Raw genomic sequence first — 24,834 nt, 5'->3', positions numbered from 1 at the left:
AATTAAAGTTGTCATAGATATCAGTTACAACTTTAATTTATAAAAATTATTCATTCCTTAAAGTATCTAAAACATTGATTTGAGTTGCTTTTTTGGCTGGATAAAAAGATGATAAAGCGATAATAAGTAAAGCCCCTATAACCGTCAAAGTAAAATCCATAACCGACAAATCAAGCGGTAATTTACTCGTCCCATAAACATCAGCCGGCAAGGTAACGATATCGAAATTTCCTAGAAGCCACAAAGCGATAAAAGCAAGTAAAATACCCACTATCATACCACTACCGCCTATAAGCATCCCTAAAGCAAAAAAACTTTTTTTAACCTCTGCCTTGCTTGCGCCCAAAGCAAATAAAAGAGCGATTTCGCTACGACGATTCATAACGATCATTAAAAGAGAACTGACTATATTTAAACTTGCAACCAAGATAATCAGCATCAAAACTATAAAAAGTGCCCTTTTTTCAAGTTTTAAAGCTGAAAAGAAATTTTTATTTTGCTCCCACCATCCTATAACGATATAATCATCTTTTAAATAATTTTTTATTTTTTCCACATCTTTAAAAGCATCATCACTATAAACATGTATTCCATCATAACCTTGATTTTCATTCATTCCAAGAACTTTTCTTAAGGCTTTAACATCAGTATACATATAAGCTTTATCATAAAAAGCAAGTCCGGAAGTAAAACGAGCTTTTACTTTAAAACGTTTAGTTTGTGGGATCAAAGAAAAACCGCTAGGATTAAAATTTGAAAAAATAAGTGAAATCATATCGTTTTTAGATAAGCCATACTCATCCACCAAAGCCGATCCCAAAAGGATATCAAAACCGCTTAAATTTTGATCTTTAATAGCCTTGGCAACAATTTCATTGATCTTAACTTCATCTTTAAAATTAACACCAAAAAGCACTCCACCTTCAAAGCGATTATCCCCTTTGGCAACAACTTGAGTACTGATATAAGGACTAAAAAGCAATTTTGGAAATTGCTTTTTAAGTTCATTAACCAATTCATCATCAACAGGAGCATAAAATTTTGACACAATGGTAATAGGATAATTCATCACAAAAAAACGTTTTTCAAATTCCTTATCAAAACCATTCATGATAGCCATCGCTACAAGTAAGACACAAAGCCCTACACACACACCTAAAAATGCTAAAAGCATAGATAAATTGATAAAAGGTTGCTCTTTATCAAATCTTAAATATTTAAAAAGTAAATATTTTAAAACGCTTTTATTCAAGCTAAAATTCCTTGTTTTGGACCACTTTTTCCATGGCATTCTTTAAATTTTTTGCCACTTCCACAAGGACAAGGTGAATTTCTAGGAACTTTTTTAAATTCAGGCTCATCAAGCCCATCTTCACTTACTCCAATCTCCACAGAATTTTCAAGAATTTTTTCATTTTCTTTACTAGCCATATCTTCTAAATCTTTAGCTTCTTCTTGAGTAAATTTAACACTAAAAAGAAGTTTTATACTATCAAATTTGATACGATTAACAAGCTCTAAAAAGAGATTATAGCTCTCTTTTTTATATTCCACTAAAGGATCTTTCTGATTGTATCCGCGAAGACCTATACCTGTTTTTAAAATATCCATTTGATACAAATGCTCTCTCCAAGCATTGTCTAAAACTTGCAAATACAAAATACGCTCAATATTGTGTAATTCTTTTTTATCTAATTTTTCCATTTTTTGATGATAAGAATTTTCCAAAATTTTACTCAATTTGTCTTGCATTTCAATGGCATTGAGATTTTCAAAATCGCTTTCTTTAATTTCAGTAGAGCATTCATCAAAAATTTTATTTTTCAAAGTTTCAAAATTAAACTCGGTATTATTTTCATCGATCATAAGCTCATTCATCACGTTAGCACTATATTCAGCAATATTTTGTGATATTTTAGCTTTTATATCATATTCTTCATCTAATAATTCATTACGATAACGATAAATTGTTTTTCTTTGCTCATTAGCCACATCATCATATTCTAACAAATGCTTTCTACTTTCAAAATGCAAACTCTCTACTTTTTTTTGTGCATTTTCAACCGCTCTTGTTACTATACGTGATTCTATATGCTCCCCTTCTTTTATACCTAGGCGATCCATAATTCCTTTCATTCTATCGCCACCAAAAATTCTCAATAAATTATCTTCTACACTAAGATAAAAACGACTAATTCCAGGATCGCCTTGTCGTCCAGCACGACCACGAAGTTGATTATCTATACGGCGACTTTCATGCCTTTCAGTTCCTATAATATAAAGTCCCCCTAAAGCTCTAACTTCATCATCTATTTTGATATCAACCCCACGTCCTGCCATATTTGTAGCTATAGTCACAGCACCTTTTTTTCCAGCATCTTGTATGATTAAAGCTTCTTGTTCATGATTTTTAGCATTTAACACATGGTGTGGAATTCTTTCTTTTACAAGCATTTCATGAAATACTTCACTTCTTTCTATACTCGCTGTTCCTACAAGAACCGGCTGTCCTTTTTTATTGGCTTGTTTTATTTCTTCGATTACAGCTTTAAATTTTTCATTTTGAGTTTTATAGATTAAATCATCTTTATCTTGTCTTTTTATAGGAATATTTGTTGGGATTGAAATCACATCTAAATTATAAATTTGAGAAAATTCAGTAGCTTCAGTTTGTGCTGTTCCTGTCATACCTGCAAGCTTTTTATACATTCTAAAATAATTTTGAAAAGTAATATCAGCTAAGGTTTGACTTTCTTCTTGAATTTTTACATTTTCCTTAGCTTCTAAAGCCTGATGAAGACCTTCGCTAAAACGACGTCCTTCACTCAAACGCCCAGTAAATTCATCAACAATAATAACTTCTTTATTTCTAACAACATAGTGTATATCTTTTTCAAAAAGATTATGCGCCTTCAAAGCTTGATCGAGTTGATGTGCCAAAATAGCATTATCTAAACTATATAAATTCTCTACACCAAAAAGCTTTTCAGCCTTAGCAATTCCGGCTTCAGTAATCAAAATATTTCTATTTTTTTCATCCACTATAAAATCGCCTTCTGGTTTAGCAGGAGGTAATACCGCCTCACCTCTTTTCATTTTTTTTGCAACTTCATTAGCTTTAATATAACCATCCAAAGTTCTATTAGTAGGCCCGCTGATAATCAAAGGTGTTCTTGCTTCATCAATTAAAATACTATCTACCTCATCCACAATTACAAAATTATGTTCTCTTTGGACCTTCTCGGCTTTTGAAAATTTCATATTATCTCTTAAATAATCAAAACCAAATTCATTATTTGTTCCATAAGTAATATCACAATCATAAGCTTTTTTATGCTCTAAGTCAGTATTTTCAGATGAAAGCACAACCCCGACGCTAAATCCTAGAAAATTATAAATTGCGCTCATTTGTTCAGCATCTCTTTTTGCTAAATAATCATTTACGGTAACCACATGAACGCCTTTTCCACTCATGGCATTTAAAACAACTGGTAAAGTTGCTACAAGGGTTTTTCCCTCTCCTGTTTTCATTTCTGCAATTTTGCCTTCGTGTAAAACCATACCTCCAATTAATTGCACATCAAAATGACGCATATTTAACGTTCTTTTTCCTGTTTCTCTTACTATAGCAAAAACATCATTTAAAATTTCATTTTCTTCTTTTTCACCTGTAAGAATTTGCTCTTTTAATTTTAAAAATTCAGCTTTAAGCTCATCATCGCTTAAATTTTGATATTTAGGCTCAAGCATATTAATCTGTGCCACTCGTTTAAAATATTTTTTTATTTCGCGATCATTTTTTGTTCCAAACATGGCTCTTAAAGCATTTAAAAACATTTTTAAAACCTTTTGCTAAAATTTCAAGCTATCATTATAGCTATTGTTTAATTAAAGTTAGCTAGAATTAATAAAAAATTTTAAGGAAAATAATGAAAAAAATTTTTATATTTTTTTTAATTACTATGGTTAAAATTTGGGCTATTGAACTTGATTTTAACACTTATTCGAGTAATTTTACTCAGCTTGTCAAATCTAAAAATTCAACACTTCGCTATAGTGGATATTTTATCATAAGTAAAGATAAGGCCTTTTGGGAATACACTACACCTAATAAAAAAGAAATTTATATCGATAAAAATCGCGTTGTGATCATAGAACACGATTTAGAACAAGCAATCTTTTCAAAACTTGAAAATATACCCAACCTTAAACAAATTTTTAAAAATGCCAAACCAATATCAGAAAACAAGCTTTTAGCAAAATATGAAAAAGTTAATTACACTATTATCTTAGATCAAGAAAAAATTCAATCCATTTCCTATAAAGATGAATTTGAAAATGATGTAACAATAACTTTAAGCAATCAAATCAAAAATCCAAAAATCAATCCTAAAATTTTTGAATTTAAAATTCCAAAAAATTATGATATTGTTCAATAAGAAATTATTGAGCATGACTTAAATTATTATCTAATTTCAGATCAAAACCTACATCTGTATTTTCTTTGGAAATATTATTACTTATATTTTTTTCTTGAAAAATTTTTGGTGGATTTTTAATCAAATCTTGTTTAATTTTTTCTTCAAGTTCCAAAGGATTTATTTTGGGGATATTAAGAGAATCAGGACTAATTTCACCATCGTCTTTTTTATCTTCATTGCTATTTCCAAAAAGCTGCCCTATTTGTTTTGCTTCAGGTATATTAGGAATGCTAATATTATTTGGAGTTTTAATCTGTGGAACTTCAGGAACACTTAAATTTTCTAAAACTTTTTTTACTTCATCACTCGTATTATTTTTTTTAGCTTCTGTGCTTTCTAAAAATCTTTTAAACTCTTCTAAATCAAACTTTTCAACCCCGCTTAAAGATAAAATATAAATATCATTAATATTTATTTTATATTTTTTTTCTATAAATTTTTTCAAAACTTTTTTAAAATTATCCTTGCCAATTTCAGTAAATATATCTTCATAAAAAAAGCCAGAAATAACAGTATTGATAGAATCGATAAGCTTAAGTTCATTTTCCTTTAAATTTTCTCCTTCAAAATCTAAAGAAATTTCAATCTTTTTTAAAACATTAGCACCACTTTTAGAATACAAATCTGTTCTTAATTTTGATATTTCAAGGCTTTGTGCATTTAAATTTAAACATAAAAAAATACAAAATAATATCTTTTTCATCATTTTTCCTTAATGGATTATATTTTCTAATTCTAAATCAAAAAACAAATGAGTTTTATAAAATTCAATCACTCTAAAATCAAATTTTAAAATATTTTCAAAATAATTTTCAAATTTCATACCTTTAGTATAATAAATTTTTAAAGTATTAGGGTTAATCGCTCGCGATAATGCTACATAAAGCTGTCCATTTTCAAAAATATGATCTATATCGCAAACTAATTTTTCAATACTCATACCTTGAGACTTATGTATGGTAATGGCATAGGCTAATTTTATAGGAAACTGACTCACACTTGCTAAGGTATTAACAATCAATTCCCCATTATTTTGCTCAATTTCCTCCATAAAAAAAATATAAGGCTCAAGCATAATATTAATTCCATTATTTTTTACAATGCTAATATAAATTTTATCCTCATCATAAATAATATCTTCAATAACCCCTTGCTCTCCATTATAATAATTTTTATCCCAATTATTAATACAAAAAATAATACGAGCTCCAATTTTAACTTTAAGTTCTTCTAAGATATTTAAGCCCCTAATCCAATTTTGCAATCTATCATCTTCTAATTCTTTATTTTCTTTTTGAATTTTAGCCTTAAAATTTACCAAAGGAGTCTCTAGGCGATTGAGTTTATTTTCATTGATTTCATTTGCTTTTTTATTAATCCCACAAAGCAAAGTATAATCATCCTCTAATTTTTCCAATTCCTTTGTATCAATACACATTTGCTTAAATTGTTTAATAATATTTTCATTTAAAAAACCTTGTCTTATTAAAGATAAATTTCTATAAAATTCTAAATTTTGAGTTCTTTTAGGTTGCGAAAGCTTAACATTTTTAAAATTTAATTCTTTCCAAAAAAAAGAGGAAAAAGCATAATAAGAATTTAAAAAAAGCGTCTCTTTTTTTTCTTTAATCACTGGAGGTAGTTGAAAAAAATCCCCTACAACTAGGATTTTACCATCAAATCTTGAATTTTTGATTCTAAAACCTATCATTTCAAAAATATTAGCACTTACCATAGAAATTTCATCTATGATAATAAGATCAATTTTTTTTAAATTCTCATTTAGTTTAGCGATTTTTTCCTTTTGTTTGCGATCAAAAACACTTAAAGCTATCATATCTTCACAATAACCTAAACAAAAAAAACTATGTAAGGTAACTCCACCGATATTAAATGCAGAAAGCGCACTAGATCCCAAAGCAACTACAAATTTACCTCTTTTTCTGTAAGATTTCATTAAAGTATTAGTCAAAAAACTTTTTCCAACTCCAGCACCACCACTTAAAAAAACATTATCATTGGTTAAAATTTTTTCTAGTTTATCAAGCATTATATTTCCTTAGCTTTAATTATAACTACTTTTTTGTAAAAGGTTGATTATGCGATATATTTTAGTTTTTTTTCTATTATTTTTTACAGCTTGTTCGTTTAAAAATCCCATAAATCATTCTAAAGAAGATAAAATAAACTCACATTATGCAAAATTGGAATTTAAACAAAGTGTTAATATATTGCCCAAATTTAATCAATACATTAATTTTAATGCTAAAAATTATAAAAAAATATTTTTTAAACCTTGGCACTCTTCTTTTAAAAATTATAAAAATCAAAATCTATTTTGGGCCTTTCCTATCTATCTAAATCCAAAAAATAAATATTATTTTTTTAATAAGCAAGAAATTCCAATCTCTTGGTTTAAAAAACAAATCGATAATGCTAATATAGAAAATATAGGTCAATTAAATCAAAAGGCCTTAATCATCCAAAATACCTTGCTTAAAAATATTCCTACTCAAAAAGCAATACTTAAAAATCCTTTTTTGGAAAATGAAGGCTTTCCATTTGACTACTCAAATGACGCAATTTTAAATATCGCTACACCTGTTTTAATCTCTCATTATACAAAAGATAAACGATATGCTTTTATATTAAGTGAAACTGGAATTGGTTTTGTAGAGAGTAAAAATTTAGAAATATTTTCCAACTCTAGAGCTAAAATTTATGAAAAACTTCATTTTATCACACCATTAAAAGAAAAAGAAGTGGTCTTTAGTGAAGATCATCATTTTTTCTTTGAAACTAGAATTGGTGCTATTTATCCATACTATAAACAAGATAAAAAATATTTTTATGGAAAAATTGGCTCTAAAAAATATAGAATTTTAAAAAAAGATGTTGCCAAATTTCCTTTAAAATTAAACGATAGTAATTTAAAAAACCAATTAAGCCAAATGCTTAGTTTGCCTTATGGATGGGGTGGATATAATCTAGAAAGAGATTGTTCTTTATTTACTCGTGATATATTTTCAGCTTTTGGACTTTATTTGCCAAGAAATTCAAGAGCACAAAAAAATGCTTTTTATCATTTTAATATTAGTATGCTAAATAATGCCCAAAAAAAAGATTTTTTAAATCAATTTGGAAAAGCTTATACAACCTTACTTTATATTCCAGGACATATTATGCTTTACGCCGGAAAAATTGACAATAATGATATAGTAATACATAATATATGGGGACTTAGAAAAGGAAAAACACAAAGACTTATTATAGGAGAAAGCGCAATTACTTCATTAGAAATAGGAAAAAAAGAAATTCTTGAAAAAAATCTATTACTTTCAAGAATAAAAGAAATAAGCTTTATTGATTTAAATCAAAAAGAAATTAATGAAATAAATAGTTTTTTAGAAAAAATAAAAGATTTATCTAATCAATAAATCTTTTATTTAAATCATGAAAATATTCTATACGCCTATCTCTTAAAAATGGCCACCAACGTCTTACATTTTCACTTCTTGTTTTATCAATTTCTACAACTTTAACACACTCATTTTCATTATCTAATAAACAAAGCTCTTCTCCTTGAGGACCAAAAATAAAAGAATTTCCCCAAAATCTTATTCCATCTTCTACTCCACTTAAATCTTTTTCAAAGCCAACACGATTGATCGCAGCAACAAATAAACCATTAGCAATAGCATGCCCTTTTTGAACACCCAACCAAGCATTAAGTTGTTTTTGTTTTTCTTCTTCTTCGTCTTTATCAAACCATCCAATAGCTGTAGGATAAATAAGAATTTCAGCCCCTTGCAAAACCATTAACCTTGCTGCTTCAGGATACCATTGATCCCAGCAAATTAATACTCCGAGCTTACCTACACTAGTTTGAATTGGTTTAAAACCTAAATCTCCAGGCGTAAAATAAAATTTCTCATAAAAGCAAGGATCATCAGGTATATGCATTTTTCGATACTTTCCAGCTATATTGCCGTTTTTCTCAAAAACAACAGCTGTATTGTGATAAAGTCCGGCACTACGTTTTTCAAATAAAGAAGTTAATAAAACTATATTATGTTTTTTGGCTATATTTGACCAAAATTCAATATCTTTTTCATAATTATTGGCATAATCAAAATAAGCAATATTTTCACTTTGGCAAAAATATTCATTTTGATGAAGCTCGCCTAAACATACAAGTTCTGCCCCTTTTTTTACTGCTTCTTCTATAAATTCACAAGTTTTTTTTACTGTTTGTTCTTTGCTAGAGTGAAATTTTTGCTGCACAAGAGCTATTTTCATTGTCTTTGCCTTTCTTGTTCTTGATCATCATAGGGATCTAAATGAATTTGTATATCCCATTTTTCATCTTTAAACATCAAACGCACGTTATTTTCTATTTCATCTGAAATTTTATGCGCATTTAGAAGCGAAATTATAGGACAAAAAACCAAATGCACACTTAAATAATTACAATTTGGCGTTCTTCTTGTTTTTAACTCATGATAAGAAATAATCTCTGGATGTTTAGAAATTAAAGTACAAATTTGATCAACTTGTTCTTTTGGTAAAGCTTGATCCATTAAAAATGATAAAGCTTTTTTTATAATTTTAAAAGCAGAAAAAGCCGTATAAAGACTAATGACTATCCCGAAAATAGCATCAATAATATATAAATCTGTAAAATAAATAAGTATTAAAGCGATTAAAGTGCAAATATTGGTTAAAAAATCGCTCCTATAATGCAAAGCATCACTTTCTATAATTAGACTTTTCGTTTTTTTTGCTACATAATTTAAAAAAAGAATTAGAAAAAAGGTTATAATAATAGCAAAAATCATAACAAAAATACTTGAATTTAAGTCTATAATTTCTTTTTTATAATAAATTTTCAAAATACTTTCATAAAAAATAAAAATACCTACACATACAATAAAACCTCCTTCAAGAAGTCCCATTAAAGCTTCTATTTTAGAAAAGCCAAAATTATAATTTTCATTTGCCCTCTGTGTGCTTTTTTTTAAAGCCAAAAAATTAAATGCCGAAATTGCAAAATCCATTAAAGAATCAATTGCACTTGAAAGCACTGCAACAGATCCACTCATCAAACCAACTATAAATTTAATACAAGCTAAACTAAGAGCACACATACTTGCAATTATAGTAGCTTTTTTTTGCAAGCTCATCTTAACCCCTTAAAACGATTTTGACAAGAACAATGTAAAGAGCCATTTTGGCGCACAAATACTCTAGCATCTACACCTATAATTTTTCGTTCAGGTAAAGCTTGAGAAAGTCTTTTTATTACGATCTTATCATTATCATCGTTATATAATGGAACAATTAGAGCATTGTTAACAAAAACAAAATTTGCATAAGTTGCACCCATTCTACGATTATCATAAAAAAAAGGCTTAGGTAAAGGTAATGGTAATAAATTAAATCCTGTTTTTTCAAGTTCTTCTTGCATTTTTTTTAAAGGCAAAAAATGCTCATCTTTTTCATCTTCACAAACACAATGTGCTATTGTATTTTTATTGATAAATCTAGCTAAAATATCCACATGAGAATCAGTATCATCTCCCTTTATAAAACCATTTTCTAGCCAAATAATATTTTTTAACCCAAAAATTTCTTTTAATTTTTTATCAATTTGAAATTTGCCTAAATGAGAATTTCTATTTGTATTAAGAAGACAATTTGTTGTCGTAAGCATAGTACCATCGCCATTAAAATCGATACTTCCGCCTTCTAAAACCATATCAATTTTTTCAAGCTTTTCTTTAAATTTGATATTAAAAAGTTTAGAATTTACAGCATTATCTAATTCACTTTGGAATTTATTTCCCCAAGCATTAAAAGTAAAATCAAGAGCTTGCAAGCGACCATTTTTTAAAATATCTATGGCTCCAAAATCTCGTATCCATGTATCATTTGTATCACATTTAAAAAATTCAACATTCTTTATATTTTTAAAAAGAGTAAAATTTTTTTCTTCTGGGGCAATCAATAAAACTTTTTGAAATTGACTCACAACTCTTATAAATTCTTGATAACTTTTTAAAATTTCATCTAAATAAGGCTTCCAATCTGTTTTTTCATGAGGTAAAGCAAGTATTAAATACTCTTGCTCATTCCATTCTGGAATTGATTTTATCATTATATACCTTTGTTGAATTAAAAGATTTAATTATTTTTGAAATAAATTTAAGAAAGTAGCCCTTAAACAGGGCTAAAAATTATTTAAAAAAGATTTTCATTTTTCCGTTATTTAAAATAAGTTTTCCATTTTCATTTGAAATTTTAAAAGTTCCATTGAAATTAGAAAGAAAAGAATTTTCAAAATTCATTACATCCATTGGATGACAAAGCATTTGTGTAGATGCAGCACCAGCTCCGTTAATTTTTATAGAATCACCGTTATTAACATATGATCCAAAAAAGCGATTACATCCTGAATAACCATAGAATTTATCTTTATCAAAACTAATATTTGGAATTTCTTCAGCATTTTTAGGATCAAATGTTTTTCCATCAACAACAATTCTTTCTATTTTTAATTGTTGATTTTGCGCTAATTTATTTTGAGTGTTTGCACTAGAAGATACAGAAGTACTTGCGCAACCAGCAAAACAAGCAGCCGCTAAAGTCATTTGTAAAGTTTTTTTCATCTTTTATCCTTTAAATTTGAAATTGCTTTAATTCATTATCAAGATTATGACATACTATTTTTAACTCGTCAGCAACCTGAAGTAAAATTTTTGAAATTTCTTCATTTTTTTCACTTGCTTCAACATTTTCTTCCATTTTTATGAGTAAATTTTGTATATTTTCTTGACTTACTTTTATTTTTTGGCTACATTGATGCACAAGATTTTTTGCATCTTGATTGCAAAATTTAACCTTATTTGCACTATTAGCTAATAAATTAGTATCTTCATTTAAAGAATAAATTTTTTGAGAATTATCTTTAAGTTCATTAGCTACTTTTTCTATACTAATTAACAATTCCTTTGTAATGGTTGCAACGCTATTTAAAAATTCTTCACTATTATTAGCAAGCAATCTTATATCTTCTGCAATTACAGAAAATCCTTTTCCATAGACTCCAGCTCTTGCAGATTCTATACTAGCATTTAAAGATAAAAGATTTGTTTTATCAGCAATTTCATTCATCATTTGGGTAGCTTTTTGTATATTTTTTGCTTGATTAACCATGTCTGAAATTTTTTTGGCTAAATTATTTTCACTTTCAGCAAGATCTGTAACTTTCTGTGCAACTGAAAATAGTGATTTAAGCATTTGTTCTAGCAATTCATAAGACTTATCATTAGCAGCATTTGCATCACTTGATAAATTAGCTAATTCTCTCAAATCTGAGCCTATATTATTGCCAAGATGAAAACTTGAATCTACTTTTTTGTGATTTAATTCTGTAATCTCATTTAAAGAAGTTGCATTTGAATTTAAAAGAATACTTTGATGTTCTACATTCTTAGAACTCAAACTCGCTTCGCTTACTGCTTTGTGAGTTTTTTCGATAAATTGGTTTATATATCCACAAGCAGTTGCAATTTCATCGCGTCCTTTGATACGAATTCGTGCTTTTAAATTTCCACTGCCTTGGGCTAATTCTTTAGCATGATTTAAAAGTTCTAAAATGGGACGACCTACAACAATCTTTAATATAAAAAGCACAACGGCTAAAGTTAGTATTAAAGCAATTGTAAAAATCACTATATAGGTTTGACTTGTTTTTGAGATATCTTTCTCAACACTTTCTAAAGAATGATATACATCCATAACTCCTATTACACTGCCTTCTTTTGCATTTGCATGACAGGATATACATGTTTTATTCGCAACCAAGGGGCGAATAAGTCTTAAATGATCTATTCCGTTAATATTTTGCTCTAAAGAAACTAAACTAGGATTAGAAAATTGATCTAAGATAATATTTTCATTGGAAACTAAAGGATTTTTAATATCAAAAAATTTTATCGTCTCTTTTGATGGATAAATTTTTATATCACTAATCCCTTTAATGCTTTTAGCATCATTAATTGCTTCTTTTATCTTATCTGGATCTCCTAAATTCATAGCCATTCTCATAGTTTGAAAAGCTAAATTACTAACTATATTGAGATTTTCTTTGCTAATTTTATTAGTCGTATTTTTAAAATCAAAGCTAACAATAATTTGCATAATCACAAAGCTAAACAATAAAACAACAAAAACCGCCGAAGAAACTTTAAATCCAATAGTTTTAAACATTTTAATTGCTTTCAATAAAAAATATCATAAAAACCATTGTACTTAAAATTATTTAAATTAAATTAAATATTTTTTTAATTATTAATAAAAATTTTAATGTAAAAAATGTCTTACTCCAGTAAAATAAAGAGCCATATCATATTCATCTGCAGCCTTTATCACTTCATCATCTCTTATACTTCCACCAGGCTCAACTATAGCCTTAACTCCAACTTTACTTGCCTCATCTATACTATCCCTAAATGGAAAAAAAGCTTCACTTGCTAAAACACATCCTTTTAAATCAAGTCCCATTTCATTAGCCTTAGCAATAGCTGCTTTTGCCGCATCAATTCTACTTGTCATTCCCATACCTATAGCTACCATAGCTCCATTTTTAACATAAACGACATTATTTGACTTGGTAAATGCAGCAATTTTCATAGCAATTTCTAAATCTTGAAGTTCTTCTTTGCTTGCTTCTCTTTTAGAAACAAGTTTAGCATTTTTAAATTCATCAATACCTATTTCATCACTATTTTGATACACAAATCCACCATCAATATGTTTAAAATCATACGCATCAAAACTGCGCACCAAATAAGGGTTTTCTTGAGTAAAAATCTTAATACGTTTTTTACCCTCAAATATATCCAAAGCCTCTTTACTTACATTTGCAGCGATTATCACTTCAACATAAATTTCATTTATTTTTTCAGCTAATTTTTTATCAAGTGTTCCATTGATTGCAACTACTCCGCCATAAGCACTAACACTATCACATTTTAAAGCACTGATATAACTTTGCAAAAGGTCTTCTTTGATTGCAAAACCGCAAGGATTTCCATGTTTTACTATTGTAACTGCTGGAGCATTACCAAAACTACTAGCCAAATTTAAAGCAGCGTTAATATCGGTAAGATTATTAAAACTAGCCTCACCTTTAAGGGCTTTAAAATTGATACTAAAAAAAGAATCGAACTCATATAAAGCACCTTTTTGATGAGGATTTTCTCCATATTTAGTATCAAAAACCTTTTGCCCTACTATAAATTTACTTGATCCAAAACCTCCATTAAAACGCTCGTTCATATAATTTGCAATATAAGAATCATAATTTGCTGTATGTTCATAAGCTTTTATCATTAAATTTAAACGAAATTTTTCATCATTTTTTCCAGTTTTTAGAACCTCAATCACTTCTTCATAATCAAGAGGATTGCAAATTACCATTACATCTTTATAATTTTTTGCAGCAGATCTGATCATAGCAGGTCCACCTATATCAATATTTTCTATAATTTCATCAAAATCATCACTTACAATAGTAGTTTTTTTAAAAGGATATAAATTCACACATACTAAGTCAATACCTAAAATTTCATTTTCTTTAGCCTGTTTAACGTGATTTTTATCATTTCTTTTATGCAAAATTCCGCCATGAATTTTAGGATGCAAAGTTTTTACTCGTCCTTCAAAAAGCTCAGGACTTTTTGTAAAATCACTCACTTCCACAACTCTTATCCCATTTTCTTTTAAAGTCTTATAAGTTCCACCAGTGGAAAGAAGTTCAAAACCTAAATTTTCAAGCTCTTTAGCAAATTCTACTATACCTTCTTTATCGCTGACACTAAGCAATGCTCTCATTTTTTCCTTTCATTAAACCATAAATATTAAAAATAGAAATAAAATGAAAATATTTTTTTCATTTTATTTTTCTAAATACTTTTTGATTTTTTCATAAGCTTCGTTGATTTTTTGAAATTTTTCCACTCCTTTTTTAATTTCTTCTTCGCTAATATTATTTGCATTTAAAATATCAGGATGATATTTTTTTGCTAATTTTCGATATTGCTTTTTTACAGTATTAATATCAGCATTCTTTGGTAATTCCAAAATTTCAAAAGCTTCATCTAAACTTATTTGCTTCTTAGAAGTATTTAAATTTGAAAAATTATTTATAAAATTTTCTAATTCATTTTGACTTATATCGAAAGCTTGTGCAATTTTACTTAAAATTTCTTTCTTTTTATAGCTAAATTCTGCGTCAATAAAAGCCATAAAAACAAGCACTCTAAATACATTAAAACGTTCAGATTTTGGCAAAGGAACCTCTTTTAAAAAGTCTTTTGCTACTTCAAAAGCATCATTTAAATTTTCCTTATGCTCATTAAAACTTGCTTTTAAAAACTCTCTTTCTTGTCTATCTTTTGCATTTGCGTCTAAAATTTGAGTGATCATATCAGCTTCATCTTGACTGATTTTACCATCACTTTTTGCAATTTTTGCCAAAAGTGCAATCACATAATAATTCATTCGTCTTTTAAATTCATCCATTCTTTCTTCTGCTATTCCACGCATAAAACCTTTTGCAAAGCCTTTAACACCTCGTGTAGCTGAGTTTAAAAAGTCTTGTTTTTCCCAAGTTTTATAATACCAATAAAAGACCAAAATAACTAAAATAATTAAAATTAAACTCATTGGATTTGCTCTTTAAAACTTTCAAAATAAAGATTATTGAGTTCTTTTTTGCTTAAATTAATTTCATCAAGCTTAAAACAATCCTCATCAGTGCTTATACCTAACTTTTGTGCTTTGATATTAAATTCTTGAATCAATTGTAAAAATTTTTCTTCATATTTTTCATCAACTCCTACTATGGCACGACTAAAACTTTCATCAAAAATCATTTTTTTATCATCAAAAGCACTTTCTAAAATCATACCTTTCTTGGAAATAGCACACATTTTTGCTAAAGTTATAGCAATACCGCCTACACCCACACTATTTGCACACTCAAGTAAAAATTCTTGATTTGCCTTATAAAGAAAATTCCAAAGCATTAATTCTGCTTTATAATCTATATTTTTAAGATTTCCTGCTACTTTTTTATCTTGAATTTTCATTACCAATGAGCCAGCAAAATTTCCCAAAGTTTCCCCTAGAAGATAAATTTTAATTCCAGCTTTATCAAAACTTGCTTTTAAAACGCGATTGGAATTTTCTAAAACGCCTACATTTACAATAGTAGGACTTGGGTAAATACTTACCCCTTCTGTTTCATTATATAAAGAAACATTACCACTAACTACAGGAGTATTTAATTCTTTACAAGCTTCTTTAATACCTTCACATCCCTGTGCAAATTGCCACATTACTTCAGGATTTTGTGGATTTCCATAGTTTAAACAATCGCTAATTGCTAAAGGTTTAGCTCCTGCACAAGCTACCTTTCTTCCTGCGCTTGCTACAGCAGCACTTGCACCAATTTTTGGATCAATATAATTTAAACGAGAATTACATTCTATAGCCATTGCTATAGCTGCATTATTTTCTTTTACGCGTATAACACTCGCACCTAATTTTCCATCGGCTTTGATTGTATTTGTTTGCACACTTGAATCAAATTGATCATAAATAAAAGCTTTATCATTAACATTTTCATTTTTTATCATCTGGATAAATAAATCTTGTATATCATTTTTTAATTCAAATTGGTAATCTTTAATGCTATCTAGATATTTTGGTTTGCTTATTGGACGATCTAAAATAGGTGCTTTTTCGCTTAAAGGCTCAATAGGTATCATTCCTACGAGCTCATTATTCCAAAAAAGCTCCATATTTCCTGTATCTGTGACTTCACCAATTACAACAGCATCTAAATCCCATTTTTTAAAAATTTCTATAACTTGATTTTCACAACCTTTTTTTGCACAAATAAGCATTCTTTCCTGAGATTCACTAAGCATTAACTCATACGGCGTCATCCCGCTTTCACGCATAGGAGTTTTCTCTAAATAAAGCTTCATCCCACTTCCACTTCTTCCTGCCATTTCAAAAGAACTAGAAGTAAGTCCAGCAGCTCCCATATCTTGAATTCCTATAATCAAATCACTTTTAAAAAGCTCTAAACATGCCTCCATTAAAAGTTTTTCACTAAAAGGATCCCCTATTTGCACAGTTGGCCTTAAACTTTTATTTTGTTCATTAAAGCTATCACTAGCCATAACAGCACCGCCAAGTCCATCTCTGCCAGTTTTTGATCCTACATAAATCACGGGATTTCCTATACCTTCAGCCTTAGCATAGAAAATATCTTCTTTTTTACAAATTCCTAATGCAAATGCATTGACTAATATATTTCCATTAAAACATTCATCAAAAGAACATTCTCCGCCTATAGTCGGCACCCCTATGCAGTTTCCATAATGAGAAATTCCACTTACAACACCTTTTACAAGATATTTTTGATGATTTCCATATTTTTCATCATGAATATTCCCAAATTTTAAAGAATTAAGTCCAGCAACAACTCTTGCACCCATAGTAAAAACATCACGTAAAATTCCACCTACTCCAGTTGCTGCACCTGCAAAAGGCTCAATAAAGCTAGGGTGATTATGGCTTTCAACCTTAAAAACTGCTGCCATATCTTTTCCAATATCAATAACTCCTGCATTTTCACCAGGTCCTTGGATCACCCAAGGCGCTTTAGTTGGAAAGCCATTAAGGTATTTTTTACTTGATTTGTAAGAGCAATGTTCACTCCACATAGCAGAAATAACGCCTAACTCAAGCAAATTAGGTTCTCTTCCAAGAATTTCTAAAATTTGCTTATATTCCTCATCGCTAATTTTATGTGCTTTTATGATTTCTTTATCCATATTCTTATTACCTTTCATTTTCCTAAACAAAAATTGCTAAACATTGCATCTAAAATTTCATCTCTTTCAAAATCTTTAGTAAATTTTGAAAGCTCACCTATAGCTAAATTTAATTCAAATGCAAAAAGCTCTAAAGAGTTTTCTTGCAAAAGAACTTTTGCTCTTAGTATAGCCTCACTTGCAATTTTGCAAGAGTTAATTAATTCTAAAGAACTTACTATGGTATCTTCAGCATCAAAAGAATTAAGATATTTTTCCAATTCCTCTTTGAGTAAATTAATATCATTTTGAGCACTGAGCCTTATAAAATCTATATTTTTACTATTTTCAAAAACCTCATATAGATCAGTTTTATTTAAAATCCAAAATATTTTTTTATCGCTATTTTGTAATAAATTATAAATTTCTAGATCTTCTTTATCTTCTTCTTTGGAAGAATCAAAAACAGCCAAAATAATATCTGCATCTTTTAAACTTCTTTTACTTAATTCTACGCCTATTTGTTCTATTTCATCTTTACTTTCTCTAATGCCTGCTGTATCAATAATACGAAGCAAATAAGAACCTAATTTAAAATTTTCCTCTATGGTATCACGCGTTGTTCCTGCTATATCTGAAACTATAGCTCTTTTATAAGAAAGTAAGGCATTTAAAAGAGAGGATTTTCCAACATTAGGTTTACCCACTATAGCTATTTTAAAACCTTCTATGAGACCTTTTTTGCTTTGAGAAATTGTATAAATTTCTCTTAAAATTTTAGCATTATCTTGACACATAAGACTAATCTGTTCTAATAAATCGAGTGGCAAATCATCATCAGCATAATCAATACTTGTTTCCACAAAAGCTAAAGTTTTAACTAAGTCTGTGCGAATTTTATCTAAAAGCTCTCCTAGATCACCTCGCATATTTCTTGCAATAACCTTAGCTGCAAGAGCAGATTTTGAAACAATTAAATCTTGTATATTTAAAGCCTTTAAAGGAGTCATTTTTCCATTTAAACATGCTCTTTTGCTAAATTCTCCAGCTTGAGCCAATCTAGCTCCTAAATTCACAAGTTCATCAAGCAAAATTTCACTTACGCTAAAACCGCCATGAATTTGAAATTCTACTATATCTTCGCCTGTGAAACTAAAAGGAGCTTTAAAATATATAAGTATAGCTTCATCTAAAAATTCATCTTTATGATTGTAAAGCTTGGTAAAAGTAGCATAACGTGGAATTAATTCTTTTTTTTTGCTTATCTTTAACGCGATTTCTAAAGATTTTACACCACTTAATCTTATAATAGAAATGGAACCTATTCCATGTGCTGTTGCAATAGCTACTATAGTATCATTCATCTTTTTTTAAAAAATCATTTATAACTATAAATCTTTGATCGTTATTTTGCTTAATACCTACATATTTATGTGGAAATTCACTTCTTAGTCTTTCCAGAGCAATTTTAATTAAAACACCATCCAATGGTTTTGTTTGACCACTTCCATAAATTTTAATTTTTTCAACAATGCTTTGAAGATAACCTTGCATACCTTGAATTTGATCCTCTAAAAAATGAGATATTTCAAGACGCACCAAGAGATTATATCTTGTATTAATCCAACTATGTAAAAGATAAGAAATAGCTTTATAACGATGAGCTTCTTTTCCAATAAGCAAAGCTGCATCTTCACCATCTAAATGGATAAAAACGCTTTCTTCGTTATACATTTTTAGTTCTTTTAAAGAAATATCAAAACAAGTAGAATTAAGTAATTTTTCAAGCTGAATCTTAATTTCATCTAAAATATTTTGTATATTTCTAGTATCTTTGCTTTCACGATGAAAACTATCAAAAATCTTATCTTCTTTAACAACATAACTTTCTTTGGGTTTTACATTTTCTATTTTGTCATTTTTGATATTTTCTTTTTTTTCTTCTACTTTTTCGCAAGAATTTTTTTCTCGAATTTTACTTATTTGAAAATTATTTTTTGAATGTTTTTTAACTTGTTTTTTCTTATTCTCAACTTCAATGATAATATTTCTACAACCAAAACCTAAAAAACCTTTTTTAGGAAGTTGTACAATAGTATATTCTAGATCAATAACCGAGCAATCTAGACTCTTAGAAGCTTCAATCAATGCCTCTTCAAGATCTTTAGCCTCGACTCTCATTTTTTGCACTCCATTTTATTTTTTATGATGCTCTTTGGCAAAAATTTTATTAATGATCAATTGTTGAATAAAAGAACAAAGATTATTAATAAACCAATAAAGAGTTAATCCTGCAGGAAAAGTTACAAAAAAGAAAGTAAATATTACAGGTAAAAATTTCATAATTTTAGCTTGCATAGGATCTTGAATTGTCATTGGTGTAACAAGTTGTTGTACAAACATTGTCGCTCCCATTAAAATTGGAAGAACAAAATAAGGATCCATAACTGATAAATCATGTATCCAAAATATCCAAGGCGCAGCCTTTAATTCAATAGCATTTAACAACACACGATAAATTGCAAAGAAAATTGGAATTTGTAAAAGTATAGGCAAACACCCGCTCATAGGATTTGCACCGTGTTTTTTATAAAGCTCCATCATATGAACATTCATTTTTTGAGGATCACCTTTGTAACGTTCTCTTAGTTCTTTCATTTTTGGAGCTAAATCTTTTAATTTATTCATAGAAATCATAGATTTATAAGTCAAAGGAAATAAAATAACACGAATAATCAATACCATTATAACTATAGACCAACCCCAATTTCCTATATGATTATGCAAGAAATTTAAAAATACAAACATTGGTTTTGCAATAAAAGTAAACCATCCATATTCAACCACAGCTTCAAGTCGTGGATCTATACTTCTTAATATTACATGTTCTTTTGATCCTATATAACCCCCTGCTTCAAATTTATTATCACTAGAAGCAAACACTAAAGGATTTTCATGCGCATCTTTTCCTATAGTTATGTTTAAAGGTTTTTCAAAATTATAAAAGAAAGTAGCGTAATACCTATCAAAAGCTGATGTCATCCAAATATTTTGCATATTCTGTTCTTTATCTACTTTCCCGTCTTCAAAAGTATGAATAGTTTCTTTATCATCCATAACTAATGCACCATGCACAGTGTAACTATCAACTGCTATATTAGGGCGAGAACCTGGGCTTATAAAATAATGGCTATTTTTATTAAGACTCACTTCGATTTTATAATTTCCAAAAGGATAAAAAGTTATATTTTTTTCAATCATTAAACCAGAGGAAAGTTTTTGAGTTAATTTTATCGTTTTGCTACCGTTTTCATCTACAAAAAGCTCTTTAAAATTTGAGATATAAGGCGTTTTAAAAGCATCAGCATTAATAGCTTCATCGCTAAAACGCATCTCTAAAGGATAAGGAAAACTATTTTTAGAAACTAAATTAATGAATTCACCATTTTCATTTTGATATTTTTTATCTTTGAGATAAAAGCTTGAAATTCGACCCAAGGCATCAATCTTAGCTTCAAAATGATCACTTTTAATATCTGCTATAATCTGATCTTGTAAAACATTCTTTTGAATTTCTACAGGCTGAATATTATGTTTTGGTGCATCAAATTGTGCATTACTTTCAACTTTTGTAATATTTTGATTTAATTTAGGAGGATTTTTTGGTATAAAAAAATAATCATACACAATGAAAAATAAAAAAGAAAGCACTACTGCTAAAAGTATGCGTTTTTGCTGAAAAAAATTATTTGTATTATTCACTGATTTATCCTTTTAAATATAATTCTAACAAAATAAAAAGTTTTATCATTATAAGGTATATAAAAATAATAAAGTTTTTTTTGCGATAAAAAAATTGGTTTAAAACAAAAATTATAAGGAGTTATTTTTCTTGTAATTTTTGGATAATCAAATCCACCTTTAAAAAATGGGTTGCATTTCAAAATTCTCATAAGAGTAAAATAAAAAGCTGAAAAAAAATCTTTTTTTTGAAATTGCCAATAAGCATATTCTGAACAAGAAGGATAAAATCTACATACAGAAGGCTTAAGCGGGCTTAAAAATTTCTGATAAATTAATAACAATTTTAAACATGCTATTTTAAACATTGTAGCTTCTTTAAACCCCATTTTAAGCTTCTCTCTAATTTAGAAAAAGAAAATTGAGTGATTTCACTTTTTGCAACAAAAATATATTTCCCTTTATAAATTTCTGTTTCAATTTTAGAAAATAAAGCTCTTAAAATACGTTTAGAGCGATTTCTAATCACTGCCTTTCCAACTTTTCTACTTGCAACAACTGCCATTTTTTGCTCATCACATTTGAGATAAAAAACAATAATGCCATCGCAATACCATTTTTTTCCTAATTTATATACAGTCGAAAATTCTTCATTTTTGCTGATTTTTTCAAAAAATTTCACACAGCGAGTCTTTTTCTACCTTTAGCACGTCTTGCATTGATTACCTTACGACCATTTTTGCTTTTCATTCTAACACGAAAACCATGAGTGCGTTTTCTTGGAGTACCATGCGGTTGATAAGTTCTTTTCATTTTAAAATTTCCTTAATTTTATTTTTGAAAATAAAGAATAAAAGCGAATTTTATCTCAATCTTACTTATAAATTGCTTTTGCTAAGTAAGATTAATTTTTTTTTGCTAAATTTTTAAAAATAAATTAGTATTTTTAATTTATAAATAATTTTTAAGTTGTAGCAATGATAAGAAGTTTATATTATTTAAAAGCTATAGGATATAATTTTATAGATAACAAAGCTAATAATATTCAATTAAAAATAAAAAATTTTAAAGACTTAAGATCAAATATACAAAAATGCAATTTATGTCATTTTTCAAAATTTCGTCGTTTTACCTTAATGGAAAATCATTTAAAATCAGTTAATCTAATGATTTTAGATACTTTTGGACAAAAAGTTGAAAATGAAAACGGTTGCATTTTGGAATCAAAAAAAGGCAAAGCATTACAAAATTATATTTATAACATTTTAGGGCTCAACAAAGAGCAATTTTATTTTTCATATCTTTTTAAATGTTTTTCTAATAGAAAATTTGATGATTTTTCGCTACAATCTTGCTTACCATTTTTTTGGAATGAAGTCATGCTGGTTCAACCTAAATTTATCCTTTGCTTAGGAGAATATGCTTTTAATAGCTTGGGTTTTTCTAATTTTAATAGCCTAAGGGGAGAAATTTTCACCTATAAAGATTTCTTTTTTATGGCAAGTTTTGAACTTGAATTTATAGAAAAAAATCCAAGTTATGAAAAAAAATTTATAGAAGACCTAAAAAAAATTAAAGGATTTTTATGAAAAAGATATTATTAATTTTAGGATTATGCTTTTGTTTTCTTGTAGCTAGAGAACAAAGATTAGTAGATATACCACCTTCTGAAAATTTCTACCCTAATCTAAATACCCAAGAATGTGGGATTAATTGTCTTTTTGATCTTTTAGAATCAAGACTTTATCTTAGTTTTTTAAGTGAATTCAGCGATCAAAAAGATCAATTTTTATCCAACGTTTATGCAAAACTTTTAAATTCTATCACAGATTTTGATCAAGCTGTGCAAAAAATTACAGCGGTTAAATTAGCCATTGTTATTCCAGAAAAAACAATTAAAAGCTATTCCAATACTATTGTAAATTCTAGCATTGCTTATCTTTTAAGACAAAGAGCAGACATTAAAGTCAAAGTATTTTTAATAGGCACAGAAGATGAAAACAAAATACGTCAAACTCTTGATCAAATAGAATCTCAGGGTTATCAATATGTTATTGCAGCTTTTACCCTAAAAGGTATTTCCGCGCTTAAAGATTATTCTAAAAATATGAAGATATTTATCCCAACCCTCCATAAAAATTTTGCCTCAAATTTAAATCAAAATATAATTTTTGGTAGCATAGATTATGATGCTCAAATTATGGCTCTTTTGCAAAAAGCCAACTCAAATATAGCAATTTTTGGAGATGGTTCTACATTATCAGATAACTTAAATGCACGTATATTGCTCAATAGTAAAAATCAAAATGTAAGAATTTATAAAATTGATGGAGATAAACTTGATTTTTACAAGTTGCTAAAATCTCAAGGAAGTCTTGATCAAACTTCTATTTTTTTTAATACACCTTTAGTAAAAACAGCACTTACAAGTTCTCAATTACGCGTTTATGATATATATCCTTATATAATGTTATCCACCCAGATAAATTACAATCCTGCATTTTTAAATCTTACCCAAGAAGCCGATAGGAAAAATTTTATTATTGCAAATTCTATCAATAATCATGACGATAATTTATCCTATTTAAATGAAATTTTTAATCAAAATATAGACTATAATTGGGTAGCTTATGCAACAAGCATTGGAACTGATTATTTTTATACGAATTTTCTAAATAAAGAAAGTAAAAGTATTTTTGATGAAAAAATTGAAAACTCGCAGATTTTATACAAAGTCCGTCTCATGCAAAGCGTCAAAGCAAATTTTGAAGAATTAAAATAATTCTTCAAAAAGTTTTTTAACTTCTGGTTCCATTTTGGCAGGTTTTTCTTTTTTGATATAAGCAAGAGTTCCAATAAACTTAAAAATTTTGTTTTTATCTTTATAAATTTCTTGTAAAATTTCTATAGAAGCATTTTTAATTTCTAAAATTTTTGTTTTAACTTCGATTATATCTCCAAGTTTAGCAGGTTTTATAAAATTACAATTTGCTTTTGTAAGTAAAAAATGTCCATCAATGGCATCAAATATTAAAGCTTTTTTAGAAAATAAAACTTCACTTCTAGCTCTTTCGCAAAATTTCAAATAATTACTATGATAAACTACCCCGCCAGCATCTGTATCTTCATAATAAACTCTTATCTTCACCCTACTCCTTTTTTTGATATCTAATTTTTATTTTACTTTAAATTTATTAAAAAAATCAAAAAATAAAAATCTTTCTTTTAATATAAAGTCTTAATATTATTTTTTATTAAAACTTTTAAAATCTTAATAAGCTCAAACTCATTTTTTATTTTTCATTCTTTAATCCCGCATTTTTTAATAAGCTCTTATCTTGGCTCTTCAAAAAAATTAGCTTAGTATAGAGCGAAGATTCTAAGAATAAGATTAGCATCTAATTTTACTTTTTTATAAAGAAAATCTAATCTTTTAAAGCCATCCTTTCTTTCATTTCCGAATTTGCAACATATATAAATCTAGCAGAGAAAACAACAGGATATTTTTTTTACCTTTACGCTCAATCCATATAAGATCTTACTTTTTCTAAGCTTATCTTCTTAAAGTTTGTCATCAAAATTAAAATTAAATTCGTCTATTTTATAATTACAATCATCACGATAATATTTATAACCATTAAAAAAGACTTGAGATAAAATTTTTCTAAGTCTTATGGTGTAAAATATTTATGTATTTTAAAATTATATATATTTATCTT

General features: G+C 27.9%; 23 protein-coding genes. 4 read left to right on the top strand and 19 right to left on the bottom strand.

The features are described from left to right. Positions 1-46: 46 nt before the first annotated feature. The gene (locus tag CMOL_RS02895) at positions 47-1,252 is read right to left on the bottom strand and encodes an ABC transporter permease (protein ID WP_239820631.1); all 1,206 of its coding nucleotides are present in this window, start codon (positions 1,250-1,252) and stop codon (positions 47-49) included. Further along, positions 1,249-3,837 (bottom strand): preprotein translocase subunit SecA, encoded by a 2,589-nt coding sequence (secA, locus tag CMOL_RS02890; protein ID WP_239820630.1) that lies wholly within the window; start codon positions 3,835-3,837, stop codon positions 1,249-1,251. The genes CMOL_RS02895 and secA overlap by 4 nt, the downstream gene beginning before the upstream one ends. A gap of 92 nt (positions 3,838-3,929) precedes the next feature. On the opposite strand from secA, the gene lolA reads away from it, so the two are divergent. After that, positions 3,930-4,439, top strand: a complete 510-nt coding sequence (gene lolA, locus CMOL_RS02885) for a LolA-like outer membrane lipoprotein chaperone (RefSeq protein WP_239820629.1) — start codon at positions 3,930-3,932, stop codon at positions 4,437-4,439. A gap of 4 nt (positions 4,440-4,443) precedes the next feature. On the opposite strand, the gene CMOL_RS02880 is transcribed toward lolA, so the two are convergent. Both CMOL_RS02880 and CMOL_RS02875 read right to left on the bottom strand, forming a co-directional pair. Further along, positions 4,444-5,184, bottom strand: a complete 741-nt coding sequence (locus CMOL_RS02880; RefSeq protein ID WP_239820628.1) for a hypothetical protein — start codon at positions 5,182-5,184, stop codon at positions 4,444-4,446. A gap of 9 nt (positions 5,185-5,193) precedes the next feature. Next, positions 5,194-6,531, bottom strand: a complete 1,338-nt coding sequence (locus CMOL_RS02875) for an ATP-dependent DNA helicase (RefSeq protein ID WP_239820627.1) — start codon at positions 6,529-6,531, stop codon at positions 5,194-5,196. Positions 6,532-6,580: 49 nt separating this feature from the next. Here CMOL_RS02875 and CMOL_RS02870 point away from each other — a divergent pair, with 49 nt between their 5' ends. Beyond that, entirely contained in the window at positions 6,581-7,918 is a 1,338-nt protein-coding gene (locus tag CMOL_RS02870; protein ID WP_239820626.1) for an SH3 domain-containing C40 family peptidase, read from the top strand. Here the strand turns inward: CMOL_RS02870 and CMOL_RS02865 are convergent. From CMOL_RS02865 to rpmH, 14 genes are all read right to left on the bottom strand, one after another. Next, positions 7,908-8,780, bottom strand: coding sequence for a carbon-nitrogen hydrolase (locus CMOL_RS02865; protein ID WP_239820625.1), 873 nt, complete (start codon positions 8,778-8,780; stop codon positions 7,908-7,910). The genes CMOL_RS02870 and CMOL_RS02865 overlap by 11 nt on opposite strands. After that, positions 8,777-9,664 carry a cation diffusion facilitator family transporter gene (locus CMOL_RS02860; protein ID WP_239820624.1) on the bottom strand — a complete coding sequence of 296 codons (888 nt, stop codon included), beginning with the start codon at positions 9,662-9,664 and terminating at the stop codon, positions 8,777-8,779. Before CMOL_RS02860 ends, CMOL_RS02865 begins: the two co-directional genes overlap by 4 nt. Then, positions 9,661-10,638 carry an agmatine deiminase family protein gene (locus CMOL_RS02855; RefSeq protein ID WP_239820623.1) on the bottom strand — a complete coding sequence of 326 codons (978 nt, stop codon included), beginning with the start codon at positions 10,636-10,638 and terminating at the stop codon, positions 9,661-9,663. Before CMOL_RS02855 ends, CMOL_RS02860 begins: the two co-directional genes overlap by 4 nt. Before the next feature lie 79 nt (positions 10,639-10,717). Then, positions 10,718-11,149, bottom strand: coding sequence for an META domain-containing protein (locus CMOL_RS02850; RefSeq protein WP_200279267.1), 432 nt, complete (start codon positions 11,147-11,149; stop codon positions 10,718-10,720). A 10-nt stretch (positions 11,150-11,159) separates the two neighbouring features. Further along, positions 11,160-12,752 (bottom strand): methyl-accepting chemotaxis protein, encoded by a 1,593-nt coding sequence (locus tag CMOL_RS02845; RefSeq protein ID WP_239820622.1) that lies wholly within the window; start codon positions 12,750-12,752, stop codon positions 11,160-11,162. A 93-nt stretch (positions 12,753-12,845) separates the two neighbouring features. Then, a complete protein-coding gene (gene purH, locus CMOL_RS02840) occupies positions 12,846-14,378 on the bottom strand; it encodes a bifunctional phosphoribosylaminoimidazolecarboxamide formyltransferase/IMP cyclohydrolase (RefSeq protein ID WP_239820621.1) in 1,533 nt (510 codons plus the stop codon). A gap of 63 nt (positions 14,379-14,441) precedes the next feature. Further along, entirely contained in the window at positions 14,442-15,212 is a 771-nt protein-coding gene (locus CMOL_RS02835; RefSeq protein WP_200279283.1) for a DnaJ domain-containing protein, read from the bottom strand. Continuing rightward, on the bottom strand, positions 15,209-17,395 hold the full coding sequence (gene purL, locus CMOL_RS02830) for a phosphoribosylformylglycinamidine synthase subunit PurL (RefSeq protein ID WP_239820620.1): 2,187 nt from the start codon (positions 17,393-17,395) through the stop codon (positions 15,209-15,211). The genes CMOL_RS02835 and purL overlap by 4 nt, the downstream gene beginning before the upstream one ends. A gap of 14 nt (positions 17,396-17,409) precedes the next feature. Further along, the gene (gene mnmE / locus CMOL_RS02825) at positions 17,410-18,738 is read right to left on the bottom strand and encodes a tRNA uridine-5-carboxymethylaminomethyl(34) synthesis GTPase MnmE (protein WP_200279289.1); all 1,329 of its coding nucleotides are present in this window, start codon (positions 18,736-18,738) and stop codon (positions 17,410-17,412) included. After that, complete coding sequence (locus CMOL_RS02820) at positions 18,731-19,555, bottom strand: Jag N-terminal domain-containing protein (RefSeq protein WP_200279292.1); 825 nt, start codon at positions 19,553-19,555, stop codon at positions 18,731-18,733. Before CMOL_RS02820 ends, mnmE begins: the two co-directional genes overlap by 8 nt. 15 nt (positions 19,556-19,570) lie before the next feature. After that, complete coding sequence (yidC, locus tag CMOL_RS02815) at positions 19,571-21,136, bottom strand: membrane protein insertase YidC (RefSeq protein WP_239820619.1); 1,566 nt, start codon at positions 21,134-21,136, stop codon at positions 19,571-19,573. Then, positions 21,133-21,483, bottom strand: a complete 351-nt coding sequence (gene yidD, locus CMOL_RS02810) for a membrane protein insertion efficiency factor YidD (RefSeq protein WP_239820618.1) — start codon at positions 21,481-21,483, stop codon at positions 21,133-21,135. The genes yidC and yidD overlap by 4 nt, the downstream gene beginning before the upstream one ends. After that, positions 21,471-21,797: a ribonuclease P protein component gene (gene rnpA, locus CMOL_RS02805; protein WP_200279301.1), complete on the bottom strand. Its 327-nt coding sequence runs from the start codon at positions 21,795-21,797 to the stop codon at positions 21,471-21,473. The genes yidD and rnpA overlap by 13 nt, the downstream gene beginning before the upstream one ends. After that, positions 21,794-21,928, bottom strand: a complete 135-nt coding sequence (gene rpmH, locus CMOL_RS02800; RefSeq protein WP_087723277.1) for a 50S ribosomal protein L34 — start codon at positions 21,926-21,928, stop codon at positions 21,794-21,796. Before rpmH ends, rnpA begins: the two co-directional genes overlap by 4 nt. 164 nt (positions 21,929-22,092) lie before the next feature. On the opposite strand from rpmH, the gene CMOL_RS02795 reads away from it, so the two are divergent. Next, positions 22,093-22,704, top strand: coding sequence for a uracil-DNA glycosylase family protein (locus CMOL_RS02795; RefSeq protein ID WP_200279304.1), 612 nt, complete (start codon positions 22,093-22,095; stop codon positions 22,702-22,704). Continuing rightward, positions 22,701-23,897: a hypothetical protein gene (locus tag CMOL_RS02790; RefSeq protein ID WP_239820617.1), complete on the top strand. Its 1,197-nt coding sequence runs from the start codon at positions 22,701-22,703 to the stop codon at positions 23,895-23,897. The genes CMOL_RS02795 and CMOL_RS02790 overlap by 4 nt, the downstream gene beginning before the upstream one ends. On the opposite strand, the gene CMOL_RS02785 is transcribed toward CMOL_RS02790, so the two are convergent. Next, on the bottom strand, positions 23,889-24,263 hold the full coding sequence (locus tag CMOL_RS02785; RefSeq protein WP_200279310.1) for a YbgC/FadM family acyl-CoA thioesterase: 375 nt from the start codon (positions 24,261-24,263) through the stop codon (positions 23,889-23,891). The genes CMOL_RS02790 and CMOL_RS02785 overlap by 9 nt on opposite strands. Between the last annotated feature and the right edge of the window lie 571 nt (positions 24,264-24,834).

It is taken from the genome of Campylobacter sp. RM10537, from assembly GCF_022369435.1.
In the GTDB taxonomy this organism is placed as follows: domain Bacteria; phylum Campylobacterota; class Campylobacteria; order Campylobacterales; family Campylobacteraceae; genus Campylobacter_D; species Campylobacter_D molothri.
Note: the sequence above shows the minus strand (reverse complement) of the source record. Positions and strands in the feature narration are given on the sequence as shown.